General features: G+C 44.4%; 10 protein-coding genes and 1 pseudogene. 10 read left to right on the plus strand and 1 reads right to left on the minus strand.

Going from position 1 to position 16,471, the window contains the following annotated elements:
- Positions 1-593 precede the first annotated feature (593 nt).
- Together ltrA and HMPREF0999_RS03755 are read left to right on the plus strand one after the other, a co-directional pair.
- Entirely contained in the window at positions 594-2,246 is a 1,653-nt protein-coding gene (gene ltrA / locus HMPREF0999_RS03750) for a group II intron reverse transcriptase/maturase (protein WP_009275190.1), read from the plus strand.
- 4 nt (positions 2,247-2,250) lie between these two features.
- Entirely contained in the window at positions 2,251-3,996 is a 1,746-nt protein-coding gene (locus HMPREF0999_RS03755) for a glycoside hydrolase family 2 protein (RefSeq protein WP_232306296.1), read from the plus strand.
- A 414-nt stretch (positions 3,997-4,410) separates the two neighbouring features.
- Here the strand turns inward: HMPREF0999_RS03755 and HMPREF0999_RS03760 are convergent, their stop codons facing one another.
- Entirely contained in the window at positions 4,411-6,267 is a 1,857-nt protein-coding gene (locus HMPREF0999_RS03760; RefSeq protein WP_009275192.1) for a glycoside hydrolase family 2 TIM barrel-domain containing protein, read from the minus strand.
- A gap of 277 nt (positions 6,268-6,544) precedes the next feature.
- Between HMPREF0999_RS03760 and HMPREF0999_RS03765 the strand changes: the two genes are divergently transcribed.
- The 8 genes and pseudogenes from HMPREF0999_RS03765 to HMPREF0999_RS03800 all read left to right on the plus strand — a co-directional run bounded on the left by HMPREF0999_RS03765 (position 6,545) and on the right by HMPREF0999_RS03800 (position 16,181).
- Positions 6,545-7,690: a glycerate kinase gene (locus HMPREF0999_RS03765; RefSeq protein ID WP_009275194.1), complete on the plus strand. Its 1,146-nt coding sequence runs from the start codon at positions 6,545-6,547 to the stop codon at positions 7,688-7,690.
- 12 nt (positions 7,691-7,702) lie between these two features.
- A complete protein-coding gene (locus tag HMPREF0999_RS03770; RefSeq protein WP_009275195.1) occupies positions 7,703-8,950 on the plus strand; it encodes a GntP family permease in 1,248 nt (415 codons plus the stop codon).
- Positions 8,951-9,076: 126 nt separating this feature from the next.
- Complete coding sequence (locus tag HMPREF0999_RS03775; RefSeq protein ID WP_009275197.1) at positions 9,077-9,826, plus strand: DUF418 domain-containing protein; 750 nt, start codon at positions 9,077-9,079, stop codon at positions 9,824-9,826.
- Positions 9,807-10,166, plus strand: a complete 360-nt coding sequence (locus HMPREF0999_RS23300; protein WP_048926824.1) for a DUF418 domain-containing protein — start codon at positions 9,807-9,809, stop codon at positions 10,164-10,166. Before HMPREF0999_RS03775 ends, HMPREF0999_RS23300 begins: the two co-directional genes overlap by 20 nt.
- 430 nt (positions 10,167-10,596) lie before the next feature.
- Positions 10,597-10,896 (plus strand): annotated as a pseudogene (locus HMPREF0999_RS23205) (glycoside hydrolase family 97 C-terminal domain-containing protein); the annotation flags it as partial.
- A gap of 202 nt (positions 10,897-11,098) precedes the next feature.
- On the plus strand, positions 11,099-13,300 hold the full coding sequence (locus HMPREF0999_RS03790; protein WP_009275199.1) for a GH92 family glycosyl hydrolase: 2,202 nt from the start codon (positions 11,099-11,101) through the stop codon (positions 13,298-13,300).
- Positions 13,301-13,428: 128 nt separating this feature from the next.
- Positions 13,429-15,171 (plus strand): ATP-binding protein, encoded by a 1,743-nt coding sequence (locus HMPREF0999_RS03795; protein ID WP_009275200.1) that lies wholly within the window; start codon positions 13,429-13,431, stop codon positions 15,169-15,171.
- Between the two features lie 62 nt (positions 15,172-15,233).
- The gene (locus HMPREF0999_RS03800) at positions 15,234-16,181 is read left to right on the plus strand and encodes a tyrosine-type recombinase/integrase (RefSeq protein WP_009275201.1); all 948 of its coding nucleotides are present in this window, start codon (positions 15,234-15,236) and stop codon (positions 16,179-16,181) included.
- The last annotated feature ends 290 nt before the right edge of the window (positions 16,182-16,471 follow it).

Consider the following 16,471-nt stretch of genomic DNA (forward strand, 5'->3'; position numbering starts at 1 on the left):
CAAGATTTAACCCGCTGTTCCGTCAGCGGTAGCCTACTATAAGGTGCATCTCCAGTGATGGGTTGTGCTAAGCTTATAGGACAAAGTACACTTTCCGAAAGGACAAGACTGAACCGTGAGGGAACGTCAAGGGCGGTTAGTATCATACCGTCGAGTGGCGAGGCTGGATAGCATGGTTAACGTAATGTGAACTGACTTTAGCCGTCGTAAGGTTTGAAGGAGCGCAAGATACTTTAGCTCTCACCAAAAGGTAAGCAGTCGGATAACCCTCGCCCATGTTGGGGTTACACGGACATAGCACTGCCGGCGGACTTGGCAGAACCTAAACTATCCGTTTGTCAATTGCGTGGAACAGGGCAAGCCTGTATCTCTCTCGTAATAATGCGAGTAAGCGAACCGCAAGGCAAGCCGAATGGGGTGCAGGTATGAGATAACGAAGAAAGCGAATGCCGCCCTGTAATGGGGAGGATACGGATTGAACCAACATCACGAGTTAATGAGGGTAACATCATCCGACACGAAAGTGGGCAGACTTCCGTATATGGTAACTCTTTACAAGATAACTTTTAGAACTTTCAAAAGGAGGAAAGCAAATGAACGAGATTAAAACATCGTGTGCGCCTGCTGACAGCAGGAATCTGACTTGGGACGGTATGAACTGGTCTAAGTGTGAAACCTATGTCCGAAAGCTACAAGCGCGTATTGTAAAGGCTCAGAAAGAAGGCAGACATAACAAGGTGAAAACCTTGCAGTGGATGCTTACTCACTCTTTTTACGCCAAGGCATTGGCAGTAAAGAGGGTTACTTCCAACAAAGGGAAGAATACGTCTGGAGTAGATAAACAGCTTTGGGACTCTCCCAAGCGCAAGTACAAAGCAATCGGTGAACTTAGACGTCGTGGCTACCATCCACAGCCGCTCCGTAGGGTTCACATCAAGAAAAAGAACGGTAAACTCCGACCGTTGGGAATACCGACCATGAAAGACAGGGCGATGCAAGCATTATATCTCATGGCATTGGAACCGATAGCCGAAACGACAGGCGGCCGTTTTTCTTACGGCTTCCGAAAGAAGCGCAGGACAATGGACGCAATTCGTCAGATTGATACGGTTCTAAATCGCCAGCATTCCCCCGAATGGATTTTGGAGGGAGATATTAAGGGTTGCTTCGACCACATCAGTCACGACTGGCTTATTGAAAATATCCCTATGGATAAAACAATACTCAGAAAATGGCTGAAATGTGGAGCTGTATTCAATGGTAAACTGTTCCCGACAGAAGAGGGTACACCACAAGGAGGTATCATATCACCGACACTTGCAAATATGGCACTTGACGGACTTCAACCACTCTTGGCTGAAAGATTCAAAAGACGTTTCATCAACTATAAGACATTCCACTACAAAGTGAATCTTATCAGGTATGCGGACGACTTTATAATCACGGGTCGAGATAAGGAATTATTGGAAAACGAGGTCAAACCAATGGTGATAGAATTTCTCAAAGAAAGGGGTCTTACCTTATCCGAAGAGAAAACTACCATTACGAACATATACGATGGATTTGATTTCTTAGGTTTCAATGTAAGGAAGTTCGGCAAAAGGCTGTACACATCTCCGTCCAAAGATGCACAGAAACGCTTTAGGGCAAAAATCAGTGACATCGTTAAAGGACATAAAATGTGTAAGCAGGAATCGCTGATACGAATGCTCAATCCTGTGATAACAGGTTGGGGAAACTATTACCGATATGGTGCATCAACCAATGCTTTTCACGGTTGCGACAATCACATTTACAACCTCACAAAGAAATGGGCTTTACGTCGCCACCCAAAGAAACGCAAGTCTTGGGTTGCAGATAAGTATTGGCATGAAATTCGGGGGCGTAAATGGACGTTTGCATGGAAATATGAAACAAAAAGCAAGAAAGTGAACTACCTGACCCTTAAAAGGTTGTCGGATATACATTATACTCCGTACAAGCAAGTCAAGGGGGAGGCAAACCCTTTCGACCCGGAATACGATGATTATTTCTTTCAGCGAAAGGAGCAACAAATGCTGGAATCTCTCAAAGGACGTAAGTCACTCTTATATTTATGGAACAAGCAGAAGCGGACTTGTCCGTTATGCGGCAAGGAGATAGATTGTACAAAAGCATGGAACGTCAATGAAATATCTGTTGGTGGTTCAATTGTACGGCAACTTGTCCATAACAACTGCTACAAGCGAAATAAACGAAACTGTTGAAAGTATGAGCCGATTTCTAACAACAAATAGAAATATTGAGTTGCTTGAGCCGTATGAGGGGAAACTCTCACGTACGGTTCTTAGGGGAGAAGGGGGCAGTAATGCCCTTGACTTACCCGATGATTATATGGGAGGAAAAGACCTGCTCGATCCTGTTACGGCGACCACTCCTCCAGCCTTTCCCGCGAAAGTAGAAAAGATACGTGTGCCGTATCCTCCGGAATCGGAATTATCCGGTATAGCTCGTGGGGGTGATACTTGTCTGTGGTATAAGCGTAGCTTCTCTGTTCCTCAAGCATGGAAGGGCAGGCATGTATTGTTGAATTTTGGGGCTGTAGATCGGATCTCGTCTGTGTTTGTCAACGGTAAGAAGGTGGGTACCCATACGGGAGGGTACGATGCTTTTAGTTTAAATATTACTGATTATTTGAAATCCGGTGAAAATGTCCTTGTGGTAGGTGCTTATGATCCTAACGACGGCCGGGCCGCTTCGGGCAAGAACGGCTCACGTGGAGATTATATTTTTACCTCCGGTATCTGGCAAACCGTTTGGCTTGAACCGGTAGAGAAACAATATATTTCTCAGATTAAGCTAGTGCCCGATTTAAAAAATAATCGGTTGGAAGTAATTGCTTATACGGAGGATAAGGAGTTAAAGGTAACGGCTATCGCGGATAATGGTACTTCAGAGGTGGCAAGAACCGAAGGAAATTCCAATATGAGTTTTTACTTGCCTATCCGGGAACCCCGTCTATGGAGTCCAGATGATCCTTTCTTGTATGGTTTGAAATTGCAGTTGAAAGATCGAAAGGGTGAGATAATAGATGAGGTATCTTCTTATTTTGGTATGCGTTCTGTTAGTATGGGAAAGGTAGATGGTGTGCTTCGGCCTTTATTGAACGGGGAGTTTGTTTTCCATATCGGTCTTTTAGATCAAGGTTATTGGCCCGATGGCGCATTTACTGCTCCTACCGACAAGGCTTTGTTGTATGATATAGAACTGGCGAAACGTGCGGGTTTTAATGTAATACGCAAGCATATCAAAGTAGAGCCTCAACGTTGGTATTATCATTGTGACAGGCTTGGCTTGATGGTTTGGCAAGATATGCCGAATCTTTGGGAGCCGGATGGTGAGGATTCCGTGGCGGTTCGTAAACAGTTCCGTGACGAATTGAAAGTGATGATCGACCAACACGTCAGCTCGCCTTCTATCGTGATGTGGGTCCCGTTTAATGAGAATTGGGGAGCTTTTGAAGCGACAGACATCACAGCTTGGGTGAAAAAGTACGATCCGAATCGTTGGGTAAACGGTATGTCGGGATATAATTACGCTCCGGGCTATCGTAAGGCTTATGGAGATCCCAGAAATGGAGATTTCGTGGATATGCATCATTATGGCAAGATCGAGCCTAAGGCGATCCCCCGTCCCGATGATAAACGTGCTGCGTCCCTTGGCGAATTCGGAGGAAAAGGTCTATTTGTGCGTGGGCATATGTGGCCTGTACGCAATGACGCTTATGAGATGATGTTGAATAGAGAGGTCCTGACCGATACCTATGTATTAATGCTTACCGAGCTAGAGCAGATGATAAACTATTTCGGACTAAGCACGGCCATCTATACGCAGACTACAGATGTGGAACATGAGATAAACGGCTTGGTCACTTATGACCGAAAGGTGGAGAAGATGGATCTGGAGAAAGTTAAGTACATCAATCAGGAAGTTATAAGATGTACAAGAAAAAAGTAGCATATCCTCTAAAATGTTGATAATTAAAGAATACGGGATTCATTGATGAGTTCCGTGTTTTTTTATTTTGTAAGTAAAGAGCTAATATTTTTCCCTTTTGTCTTAAAATATTTGAGCTGGTGATAATTGCAAATGAATATGAAAAAACTTAGAGCATAGATTGTACGGAACCGTAGGTCATTACTGAGAAGGTGGTGGAGTTCGAGGAGAATCTGTTGATAAATAATGTTGTGCTATTCAAAATTAACCAAACGAAAGTAGATACTTATCAAGGTTATTTATTTTATTTATTAAATTTTTGAGATAAAGATAAATATGTAATCTGTAAAAATTAAGGGACGTATCCATGTGGATATGTCCCTGATAAAATTTGGTTGTTACATATTGACTGTCCCTCGTACTAAGATCATGATGTTATTCTACCTTCGGGGTTTGGCTGAAGATATCATGAATACGCTTCATGTCGAATTTTGGCGTACGGTCATAATAATAGATACCGTTTTGCTCTTGTTCCACATCAGTCAACTGTGTATAGCAATATCCCCAGATATCCTTCGAAAGAGATAGGACAGCGTTAACTTGGCCCTCCAAACGTTTGTAAAACTCTTCTAAAGAATGGGGGGGCTCTCCATATCCCCAAGATGTATTTTGGGTACTTTCCATCTGTTGTGACGGGTTCCATTTTATACCGCCAAACTCATCAACTAAATAAGGCATATCTTTTTTATATTTCGGGAATTGGTATTGGTCTGTATATTTCAGGCCGTTGAAACCGATATTTTTCGGCATCAATTGTATTTCCCATTTTGGGGTGACAAATAGTTTACCGTCATTATACAGTTGCTTTTTCAATTCTTCCGGATTTTGCTCGTAATTGTGGATTGTCCAGATATCGGTAGCGATGTGTACACCACCGCTGGTACCGTGGAAAGGACGCGTCGGGTCTATCATTTTCGTTAGGTTATACAGGTCGTGCATCAGGCGCGGATATTGTATGCGATCAGGCCAGAACTCCTCGTTTGTAGGTGTCCAGATAAGAAGGGAAGGATGGTTACGGTCACGTTCTACGATTTCGGTCCATTCAGTTATGAAATTCCGGGCGGTTTCCGTATCATTGCAATCCATTCCCCAACTGGAAGCTTCCCCCCATGTAAGATAGCCCATCTTATCCGCCCAATAATAGAAACGTTCCTCGAATACTTTCTGATGGAGGCGGGCACCATTAAAGCCGGCCGCCATGGAGAGTTCGATGTCATGCTTTAACGCCTCGTCGCTAGGAGCCGTCCAAATTCCATCGGGATAAAATCCTTGATCAAGTACCAAGCGTTGGTAATAAGGTTTGTTGTTCAGATAAATCTTATTGCCTTCGATATGTACCTTACGCATACCTGTATAGCTTCTTACCTCATCTACTACCTTCCCGTTCTTATCTATTACTTTGTATTCCAAGTCGTACAGAAAAGGGTTTTCCGGACTCCATGTTTTCATTTTCTTGATGGGTAGAATAGCAGAAGATAAGGAGCTTGCCGTAATGGTTTGGCTGGCTACTATTTTACCGTTGTCTTTTACGGTTACTTGCAATTTACCTCCTAGTTCTTTATAGAAACGAGGACGCACAACCAATTGTTGTTGGTCTATATCTGTCAGCAACTGCACGGATTGCAATCCTTCCGGATGGACAGCCTCCATCCAAACCGTTTGCCAAATACCTGTGGTCCGGGTATAATTACAGGCGTAGGATTCAAATTGTAGGTTTTGTTTTCCTGCCGGTTGTTTTGCGCTTCGTAGGTCACTTTCTACATATACGACTAGGCTATGTGTCTTTCCTGGTGTTACCAAGGAGGTGATATCTACTGCGAAAGAAGAGGTTCCGCCAAAATGGCGATTGGCTAAGACTCCATCAATGTATATTTCCGATTTATAATAAACAGCTCCAAAGTTAAGTCTTATATTCTTTCCATTCCATTCTTGTGGGATCGTGATAGGACGCTGATACCAGAAATGTTGAATGAAATCCGTGTATTTTACGCCGGATAACTTACTTTCCGGGCAGAAAGGCACTGTGATCTTTTGGTCAAAACCGTTCGATTTATAGAACTCCCGTTCCATTCCGGTACCTCCGAAATCGAATGAGCAAGTCCATTCTCCGTTCAAATTTACCCAATCCATGCGTTCAAATTGTGGACGGGGATATTCGGGACGTGGGATAGACCATAAAGCAGTGATGCACCAAAACAGTAAGAATGTAGTAATGTTCAATTTTTGTTTCATAATATATAATTGTATTATAATAAATGCAAAAATAAAAATTTGAATACTATTAGACAAATTCTTGAAAGACTATGAAGGGTAACCGCATTAAAATGTCACTTTTAGTTTTTTTGTCGCAGGAGATATACTTATTTTGTCACAGGAGATAGCTTACTTTGCCAATGAAGTATATCTTCTCTACCCAAGTAAGTAGTACTTCATTTGATTTAAAATCTATATATTGGGGCATCTTGAAGGAATTGATTTATTTTATTATTATGTGTAAAAAGGAGATTAAATGAAAAAAATCGTTGTTGCTTCCGATTCATTTAAAGGCTCAGTATCTTCTATTGAAGTGGCTGAATGTGCCGAGTTGGCGATCCATAAGGTCTTTCCGGATTGCGAGGTCGTGAAAATCCCGGTTGGGGATGGGGGAGAAGGTACCGTGGAGACTTTGATTACGGCGATGGGTGGAGAAGTCGTATCTTGTGTCGTACATGATCCGTTGATGAGGCCGGTCGAGGCTACTTATGGGATACTGGGGGATAATCGTACGGCGGTTATCGAGATGGCGACAGCGAGTGGCCTTACGTTAGTGCCTGTGTCGGAGCGTAATCCCTTGAGAACAACGACATATGGAACCGGAGAGTTGATAAAAGACGCTATGGAGCGTGGCTGCCGGAATTTCTTAATAGGAATAGGGGGAAGCGCGACGAATGACGGAGGAACCGGTATGTTGCAGGCCTTGGGTTTTCGTTTTCTTGATAGAGACGGGAATGAGCTGGAATTGGGTGGGCAGATCCTTAATCGGATTTATGAGATCGATTGTTCAAGGGCATTATCGCAATTGCGGGAAACTTCATTTACCATAGCCTGCGATGTGAATAACCCTTTTTATGGTGAGAAAGGGGCGGCGTATGTCTTTGCCCGCCAAAAGGGAGCGGACGATGCTATGGTCCGTTTGCTGGATGAGGGCTTGCGAAATTTTGCGGAAGTCATAAAAAGAACGGGACGAATAGAGATAGACGACATTCCGGGTGCGGGAGCCGCAGGTGGTTTAGGTGGAGGATTTGTCGCTTTCCTAAAGGCTGAACTTAAACCCGGTATCCGGATGGTTCTAGATGCCTTGCGTTTTGATGAATGTATACGGGGGGCGGATCTAATTATTACGGGAGAAGGTAAACTGGATAAACAGACTTGCATGGGAAAGACCCCATTCGGAGTGTTGCAGGCAGGTGTGAGACAGGATATCCCGGTTATCGTAATGGGTGGTTCCGTAGAGGAGGTAGAGGCACTTAATAAATCCGGGTTTCTGGCGGTCTTACCACTTCTTCCTTATCCGGTTTCCTTGGAGCAGGCGATGGATAAGGATTTCACCTGCCGGAATATTGGGCGTGCCTTGGAACAACAATTGCGTGTAATCCATTACTATATGAATCACTAACACATGGGTATAATGAGTGCATGGGGAGCTTTTATCGGATTATTAGTGTCGATTTTCTTGATTATAAGAAAGGTGTCGCCAGTCTATAGCCTTATTTTAGGGGCATTAGTAGGAGGATTATTAGGGGGAGTCTCGTTGCCGGAAACGGTCTCTTTAATGATCAGTGGAGTAAATGACGTAACTCCGGCTGTCATTCGGATCTTGACGGCGGGGGTATTGTCGGGGATATTGGTGAAAACAGGTGCGGCGGCTTCTATCTCCAATACGATCATTTATAGATTGGGAGAACGACATGTGTTTTTTGCGCTCGCTTTCGCTACGATGTTGCTAACGGCTATTGGAGTGTTTATTGATGTTGCTGTTATTACGGTGGCTCCGATTGCGTTGAGTATCGGCCGGAAACTGGCGGTTCCCCGGGGTAGCCTTTTGTTGATGATGATCGGTGGAGGAAAATGTGGCAATATCATTTCTCCAAATCCGAATACGATTATCGCCGCTGAGAATTTTCATGCGGATTTGTACTCTGTCATGTATGCGAACTTGATCCCGGCGTTGGTTGGATTGTTGTTTACGGTATATGTCATAGGCCGTTTCTTACCCCGGCAAAATGGATTTTATGCGAACGAGGAGATAGATAACCTGCAAGCGGCTCTCCCCTCCTTCGCCTCTAGCATGGTCGCTCCGGTAGTGACGATCCTACTGCTGTCGTTTCGCCCTTTATTCCATGTGGCGATCGATCCGATGATAGCCTTGCCCGTTGGAGGAATCGTTGGGATTCTGGCGATGAGGAAATGGTCATTGATTACGGACAGTCTCTCGTATGGGCTCAAGAAGATGTCGAATGTCTCGATCCTGTTGGTCGGGACAGGCACTATAGCGGGAGTGATCAAGGCTTCCTCTATCAAGGATGTTTTATTAGATGCGTTATCGCATACGGATATGGGAGAGATTTTATTGGCTCCGGTTTCCGGCGTATTGATGTCTGCCGCTACAGCCTCTACTACAGCCGGAGCGACAGTTGCCTCTTCGTCATTCGCGGATATTATTATCGCTGCCGGTATCAGTGGTGTCTGGGGAGCCGCTATGATTAATTCCGGTGCTACCGTGCTTGATCATTTGCCGCATGGATCGTTCTTCCACGCTACTGGTGGGGTAGCGGATATAAGCATTCGTGAGCGGTTGAGGCTGATTCCTTATGAGACCGCAATCGGCGCTATTTTGGCCGTTGGGACTATAATTGCTTATCTTACCGTAAATTAGTTCTTTTCGTGATGAGGCTTATTGTTTTCGTTTTGGAGTTTGAAAGTATTGCGGCGTTTAGTGCCACCATTTACTTTTGCGTTATCAAACTTGAAAAAACGAATAAGAATAAAAATTATTACGGATATGGAAATGAATAAGACACTTGCTTCGTCCGGTGGACGTATTACGGTAATCGACGCTCTGCGTGGCTTCTCCTTGATTGGTATTTGCTTGATTCATGGGATGCAGCATTTTGGCGCTATGGGGACGATGGCTCCCCAAGCCATGTTCCCTTGGGAAGGGACGCTGGATGAGATTTTTCGGTGGTTTATTAATTACTTGGTGTTCGGCAAGTTCTTCATTATATTTTCTTGCCTGTTTGGTTTGAGCTTTTTTATCCAGATGGATCGGGCAGCTCAAAAAGGTGTTGATTTCCGTCCTCGTTTTTTATGGCGATTGGTATTGTTGCTTGTGATTGGTTTTGTTCATGGTTTATTGGTTCGTGTAGATATTTTGTTGGTGTATGCGTTGCTTGGTTTTGTATTGGTATTGATGTATAAATGGCCTACTAAATTATTGGTGGGAATCACCCTTTTCCTTTTCTTGGGCGGTGCCTCACTAATTCCCGTAGCGTATAAGGCTGTAACGGCTCCTGCCGTCGAGCAAGTGGTGGAGAGACCGGCTGCCGCACCTATCGCTCGTGCTGAGGCTCCCCGGCGAGTCCCGACATTAGCCGAGACCATTGAGAACAACGCTTGGGACGGATTGGTTGGAAAAATGAATTTCCAGTTTGCCAGCGGTCGTATCTATCTGACCTTGGGATTGTTTATCCTCGGATTTATCGTAGGCCGGATCCGCTTGTTCCAACGCTTGGATGAGTGCTACGACAACTAACTTGATTAATCTGATGACGGCTTATCTGTGGGTGGTGTTGGTCTTAGAGGCTTACCGCTCGGTAAAAGTTCAAAATGCCATGAAGCCATTGGTTAGTTATGGGCGTATGGGATTGACAAACTATATCGTACAGTCCGTGACCGGTGTCTTTATCTTCTCCGGTTTTGGCTTGGATTGGAGCCATTTGGGTGTTTTCTTGAGTGTATTGGTCTGCCTTGGATTTACGGCCATACAGATTGCCTTTAGCCAATATTGGCTGTCCGGCTTGCGCTACGGCCCGATGGAGTGGTTATGGCGGACAGGCACGTATATGAGATGGCAACCCATCCGTTTGGGTTAAGCCGGAAAGCTTTGTTCTCAATACAAATTCCGTACAATAAGACCACTGATGAGTCTAGTGTATAAAATGCTAAAAATCAGAGTCAAAAAAGCACGATGATCTTTCATCCAAAACACGTACGACTTTTTGAAAAAACATGTACGTGTTTTGGATGAAAGTCGTACGTGTTTGTCCCGAATCCTTCCACAGAAAACCAGAGCACATATAAAAATTTACAAGAAGCTTCATTTAAACGGAGCGGTAAATGAAAAAGCTGTGGATGGAAGATTGTATTATTAGAAATAACAGTTTTAATTTTCATTTTAAAACCTAATCTTTGCGATGAGATGGATGTTCGGGAGCGCTTAATAGTGCAAAAATTACGTAATGGCGATCAAGATATGATACGTATTTAGGAAGAGTTCTTGGCAAAGGCAGCTAAACATCATTTCCTTTTACCCGTTTATTGGCTGGAGCTGCCGATTATCATTTAGGCGGGTTTCGGGCTCTTCCGAAAGACAAGTTTAAGATACAACAAAGTAACCCTTATGTCACTAGTACTCGCTGCCATATGCTAGCCCTCGGTAAAGGAGATTATAAAGTAACTCTTTATAAAGATGTGAGAGACACAGATACCAATCCTAATCATCTTATCAAAGATACTTTAACTGTTACCGCAAAGGATAAAATAACAGTACCGCTCGCTTCAGATGGTGGTGCCGCTATGCATATTCAACCCGTATCCTTTTGATAAACTTTATTCTAGATAGAAAAGAGGTGCAGTTCAAAAAGGAAGGTAGCCTCTTTTCTAGTCATAATACGGGAACACGGCATGTAATTCTCTAGAGAGTTCTGCTTTGAATAACTCACGATAGTTTTGCTTCATCAACTTTAATTTTCATCTTTGTGGTAAGAATAGATGCTAGAGAATCGTTATTATTAAATACAATCTCATGAAGAAACTATTATTTCAGACAACCTTGTTTCTATTATTATGTAGTTGCATAAGTAAAATAGAAAAAACACCAGTAGATTATGTGAATAACCGGATTGGGAATATCAGTCATTTACTTGTGCCTACCTATCCCACTACCCACCTGCCTAACAGCATGTTGCGAATGATTCCGACTCATAATGAGTTTACGACGGATCGTATGGAGGGACTGGCCCTAAATAGTCCTTCCCATAGGCAAGGCCATTCATTGTTGCTGTTGCCTTATAGGGGGGACGTTAAGGAGTTCGGTGGGAATTTAAAATATCGATATGATCATGAGAAATCTACGCCTTATAATTATTCGGTGTATTTGGATGATTTCTCCGTAGGGGTGGATTTTGCGCCTGCTGCTAAATCGGCGATCTATCGTTTTCGGTTTGAGGATTCGGATCGACGGTTGATTTTGTTGAAAGCCAATGGAAAAGGAGAGATCGATATAAAGGATGGAGCTTTGTGTGGATATGATAATTTCGCCGGGATAAAACATTATTTTTATTTGGAGTTTGATGCCCAGCCCATTCAAGTTGATAGCCTCTCTCATTCTTTGGTATTTGCTGAATTTCCGGAATCGGAGGATGTGGTGAATGTCCGTTATGGAATTTCTTATATTGGAGTAGAACAGGCCAAGCGGAATTTATATAATGAAATCAATGATTTCAATCTGGAGAAATTGGCCTCGCAAGCTCGTGATAAATGGAACGACGTGTTAGGCAAAATAAAGATTGAAGGAGGCACGGAGGATCAAAAGACCACATTTTATACCGCCTTGTATCGGGCGCACGAAAGAATGATCAATATTTCTGAAGATGGTAAATATTTTAGTGCGTATGACGGAAAGGTACATGAAGATAATGGGGTGGATTTCTGGGTGGATGATTGGGTATGGGATACCTATCTGGCCCTTCACCCGTTGCAAGTGTTATTGAATCCGGAGGCTCAAGAACAAAAACTGGCGTCTTATATCCGGATGTATGAGCAATCCGGGTGGATACCTACTTTCCCTTGTGTATTTGGGGATGCGCATTGCATGAACGGTAACCATGCGGCAGGTGTCTTTGCGGATGCCTTAAATAAAGGCTTGCGGTTTGATGTGGAAAAGGCTTTCGAGGGTATGAAGCATACGGTGATGACAGAGTCCATGATCCCTTGGTACCGGGGACCTAAAACGGCCTTGGATGATTTTTATCATGAGAATGGCTGGTTCCCCGCTTTGCATCCGGGAGAAAAAGAAGAGTTTACGGAGGTAGGACCATTTGAACAGCGACAAGCGGCAGCCGTAACTACAGCCGCATCCTATGACGATTGGTGTATCGCCCAATTAGCTAAACATTTGGGAAAAGATGAGGATTATCGATTCTTTCAGGATCGTTCTTATAATTACCGGAATGTCTTTAACAAAGAGACTCATTTCTTCCATCCGAAGGATAAAGATGGGAAGTTTATAGAACCGTTCGACTATATTTTTTCCGGAGGTATCGGGGCTAGGGCTTATTTTGATGAGAATAATGCTTGGACCTATAATTGGGATGTACGCCATCATATTCAGGATTTAATAGATCTTTTTGGAGGCAACACTCCTTTTATTGAGAGATTGGATCAGTTATTTGTTGAGGATATGAAAATGTCAAAATGGCAATATTATGCTCTTCATCCGGATGCTACGGGCAATGTCGGGCAATTCGTGATGGGAAATGAGCCTAGTTTCCATATTCCTTATCTGTATAACTACGCCGGTCAGCCGTGGAAGACGCAAAAACGGATTCGTATGCTTATGGAAAGTTGGTTCAGGAATGATCTGATGGGTGTTTGTGGTGATGAGGATGGTGGTGGAATGTCGGCTTTCTATGTATTCTCCGCTTTAGGTTTCTATCCGGTTTCTCCGGGAGTGCCTGTTTATACGATAGGTAGTCCTTTATTTGATAAATCGGAGATTCAGTTGGCGAACGGGAAAGTGTTTACCATGATCGCTCATGGGGTTTCGTGGGAAAATAAATACATTCAATCCGCTAAGTTGAATGGCGCCGAGTATAATAAGACGTGGTTTACTCATGAGGATGTCATGAAGGGAGGAACATTAGAATTGTTTATGGGAGACCGCCCTAATAAGAAGTGGGGAGTGGGAGAAGGTGCGAATCCTCCTTCTGGTGAGTTTGTCGATTGATTTGGTTTGACGGCATGATTCTACGGTCAAAGATTCGTGAAATCATTTTGTAGATGTTATCTTTGCGTAAGTAAGTTACGAACAAGTGATTTATTCGTAAGCGACAAATAAACAGGAGGAGATATATTATGGCAACGAAGCAAATTCCATATGGCCTGACGGATTTCGAGCGAATCCGTACCGCCAATTATTATTATGTTGATAAGACTCGCTATATTGCGGAGGTGGAGCGGAACGCAAGTTTCTTTTTCCTTATCCGCCCGCGCCGTTTCGGGAAGTCGCTATTCTTGAATGTCCTCAGATGGTATTATGACGTGAACCGTAAGGATTCTTTTGAGGAACTCTTCGGCGACTTATATATCGGCTCCCATCCGACCCCGGAGCAGGGACAATATCTTGTACTGGATTTCAATTTCGCAGGCGTGAACCCAGATCCTGACGAGTTGATCCGCTCTTTTAATGATCACTGTGCCGCTCGTTTCCGGGAGTTTGCCTACTACTACGAACGTTTCTTCAATCCGGGCTTCCGGGAGAAAATGGAGAGTCTGCCAAATGCTGACGAGAAGTTGACCTACACGATCAGTGAGGCTAAACGCTTGAATCTCTCTATCTATCTCTTCATTGACGAGTATGATAACTTCACCAACGCTATCCTCGCCAATATGGGTGAGAAACATTACAAGGCATTGACACACGGTACGGGCTTCTTCCGTTATTTCTTCAACAAACTGAAAGAAGGGGCTACGGGCGATGGCCCTATCAAGCGCATGTTTATCACCGGGGTATCTCCAGTGACGATGGACGACGTGACCAGCGGTTTCAATATCGGAGCCAACATGACGACAGATTACCGCTTTAATGGAATCATAGGTTTTAGCGAGGGAGAGGTACGGGAGATGCTGGCCTATTACAAGAGCGAGACAGGTTTTGAGGATAGTGTGGACGATCTGATCAACTTGATGAAGCCGTGGTACGATAACTACCGTTTCTCTACGAAGAGTCTGGACGAGCCTATGTACAACTCGGATATGGTACTGTATTTCATCAGCAATTACCTGCCCTTGAGATCGGCCCCGGATAAGATGATCGACAACAACATCCGCACGGACTACAACAAGCTCCGCCATTTGATCCGTCTCGACAAGCGGTTCGGCACGAACGCTTCGATCATCCAGGAGATCGTGAACAACGGCGAGACCACCGCAGTAATCAAGGATGCTTTTCCTGCCGAGGATATCGCCAAGCCGGACAACTTCAAGAGCCTGCTTTACTATTTCGGGTTGCTCTCCATCAAGGGTACCAAGCGTGGAGATACCCTTCTGGGCGTTCCCAACCTGACGGTACGTGAGCAATTATATACCTATCTGATCGAGGCTTACCGGGAAGCTGATGTCTTCTCAATAGAGTTATACAAGCTTCATGATCTGGTAAAGGACATGGCTTACGACGGAGACTGGAAGCCTGTGTTCGAGTATTTTTCCTCCGAGCTGGAGCGGCAGAGCGCTATCCGCGAGTTCATAGAGGGGGAGGCGCACGTGAAAGGTTTCCTACTGGCTTATCTAGGCTTGACCCGTACCTATATAATTTATCCGGAGTATGAGGCCAACAAGGGGTACGCCGATTTCTACATGATGCCCGACTTGATCCACCAGCCCGAGATAGGCTTTAGCTATATCGTGGAGGTGAAATACGCCCGTTGGGACGCTTCCGAAACGGAAATCGAGGCGTTGAGAGCCGAGGCTGCCATCCAGTTACGCCGTTACGCCGCTGACCCGAAGGTTCACGCTACCAAGGGGGATACGGAGCTTCGTCTTGTCACCTTGGTCTTTAAGGGTTGGAAGCTTGCTGTTTGCGAGATGGACTTGGCTTGATCTTGTTTTTATGCTATTTTTGATGGTAGATAATAATACGTTTAATCATCAAAAAAGGAGATATGAGCAAGAGAAAGAATAACCGCTTGGGCAAGGCGGGCATCACATTTTATACCTATGCCACCGAACGCATCCGGGAGAAACGTTTAGCGGGGAAACATAACACTGCCGATTTATATAGGACGACCCGTAATTGGATCTGCGCCTTTCTGGGTAGGAGAAACCTTTTTTTCCCGGAGATAACCCCGGGCTTAATAAGCCGTTTTGTCGCTTATCTGCAATCCGCCGGCTTGCGAGTGAATACCGTGAATACATACCTCAGCAACTTTCGCTCGATTTATAACCAAGCTTGTCGGGATGGTCTGTTGCCGGCTTGCGTCGTATCGCCTTTCGCGTACTTGAACTTGAAGCGGGAAAGAGCCGGATCTAGGGCGTTGGGAAACGAGTCGCTCCGGGAGATCGTGACCTTGAAGTCTGAGGAGCCGGATTTGGCGTGCGTGATCGACTATTGTACGTTCGCCTATTTATCTTGCGGCATGCCTTTCGCGGATATGGCTCGCTTGACTACGGCGAATCTGTATGGCGAGGAAATCGTATATCGGCGTAAGAAGACGGGGACCTTAATCCGTGTCGGGATAACAGCGGGGATGCGGCGGTTGATTAATAAGTATGCGGACGCTTCTTCCCCGTACCTTTTCCCTATTTTATCTCCGGGTAGAGAGGTAGGGCATGAGGAATACAAGGCGATACTGCGTTCGTATAATAACTCGTTGAAGAAGATCGGTCGTGCGCTATCTCGCCCCATTCATCTGACCTCGTATGTTTTCCGCCATACATGGGCAACGAACGCCTTGCGGAAACAAGTCCCTTTATCGATCATTAGCCAAGCGCTGGGGCATACCTCGGAAAAAACAACACGTTTTTATCTGGCCTCTTTGGAACAGTCGGAATTGAATCGTGCGAACGCTAGGGTGACGGAAGAGGTGGATTTGCTTTTGGCGGCTGGATGATGCCCTTATTCGCGAAATAAGGGGAAGAGCCTATTCAGCATAAAAATTACCTATAATAGGCTATTTTCAACGGAAGGCTTGGCAAATGTAAAAAATATTATTGATAAACAATCACTTTTATCTATTTATTAAGAAATAGGAATTGAAGGGGATACAGATATCGTATCCTCTAATTAATCCAAATTTATGCTTATTGCGCATATATCGTGGATATGCGGTTAAAAATAGTGGTTATGCGTGTTTTTTTAGTTTATGTTGGACGTGCGATATCTCCTCCCCTTATTTCGCGA

This window comes from Parabacteroides sp. D25 (assembly GCF_000307475.1).
Taxonomy (GTDB): Bacteria; Bacteroidota; Bacteroidia; order Bacteroidales; family Tannerellaceae; genus Parabacteroides; species Parabacteroides distasonis.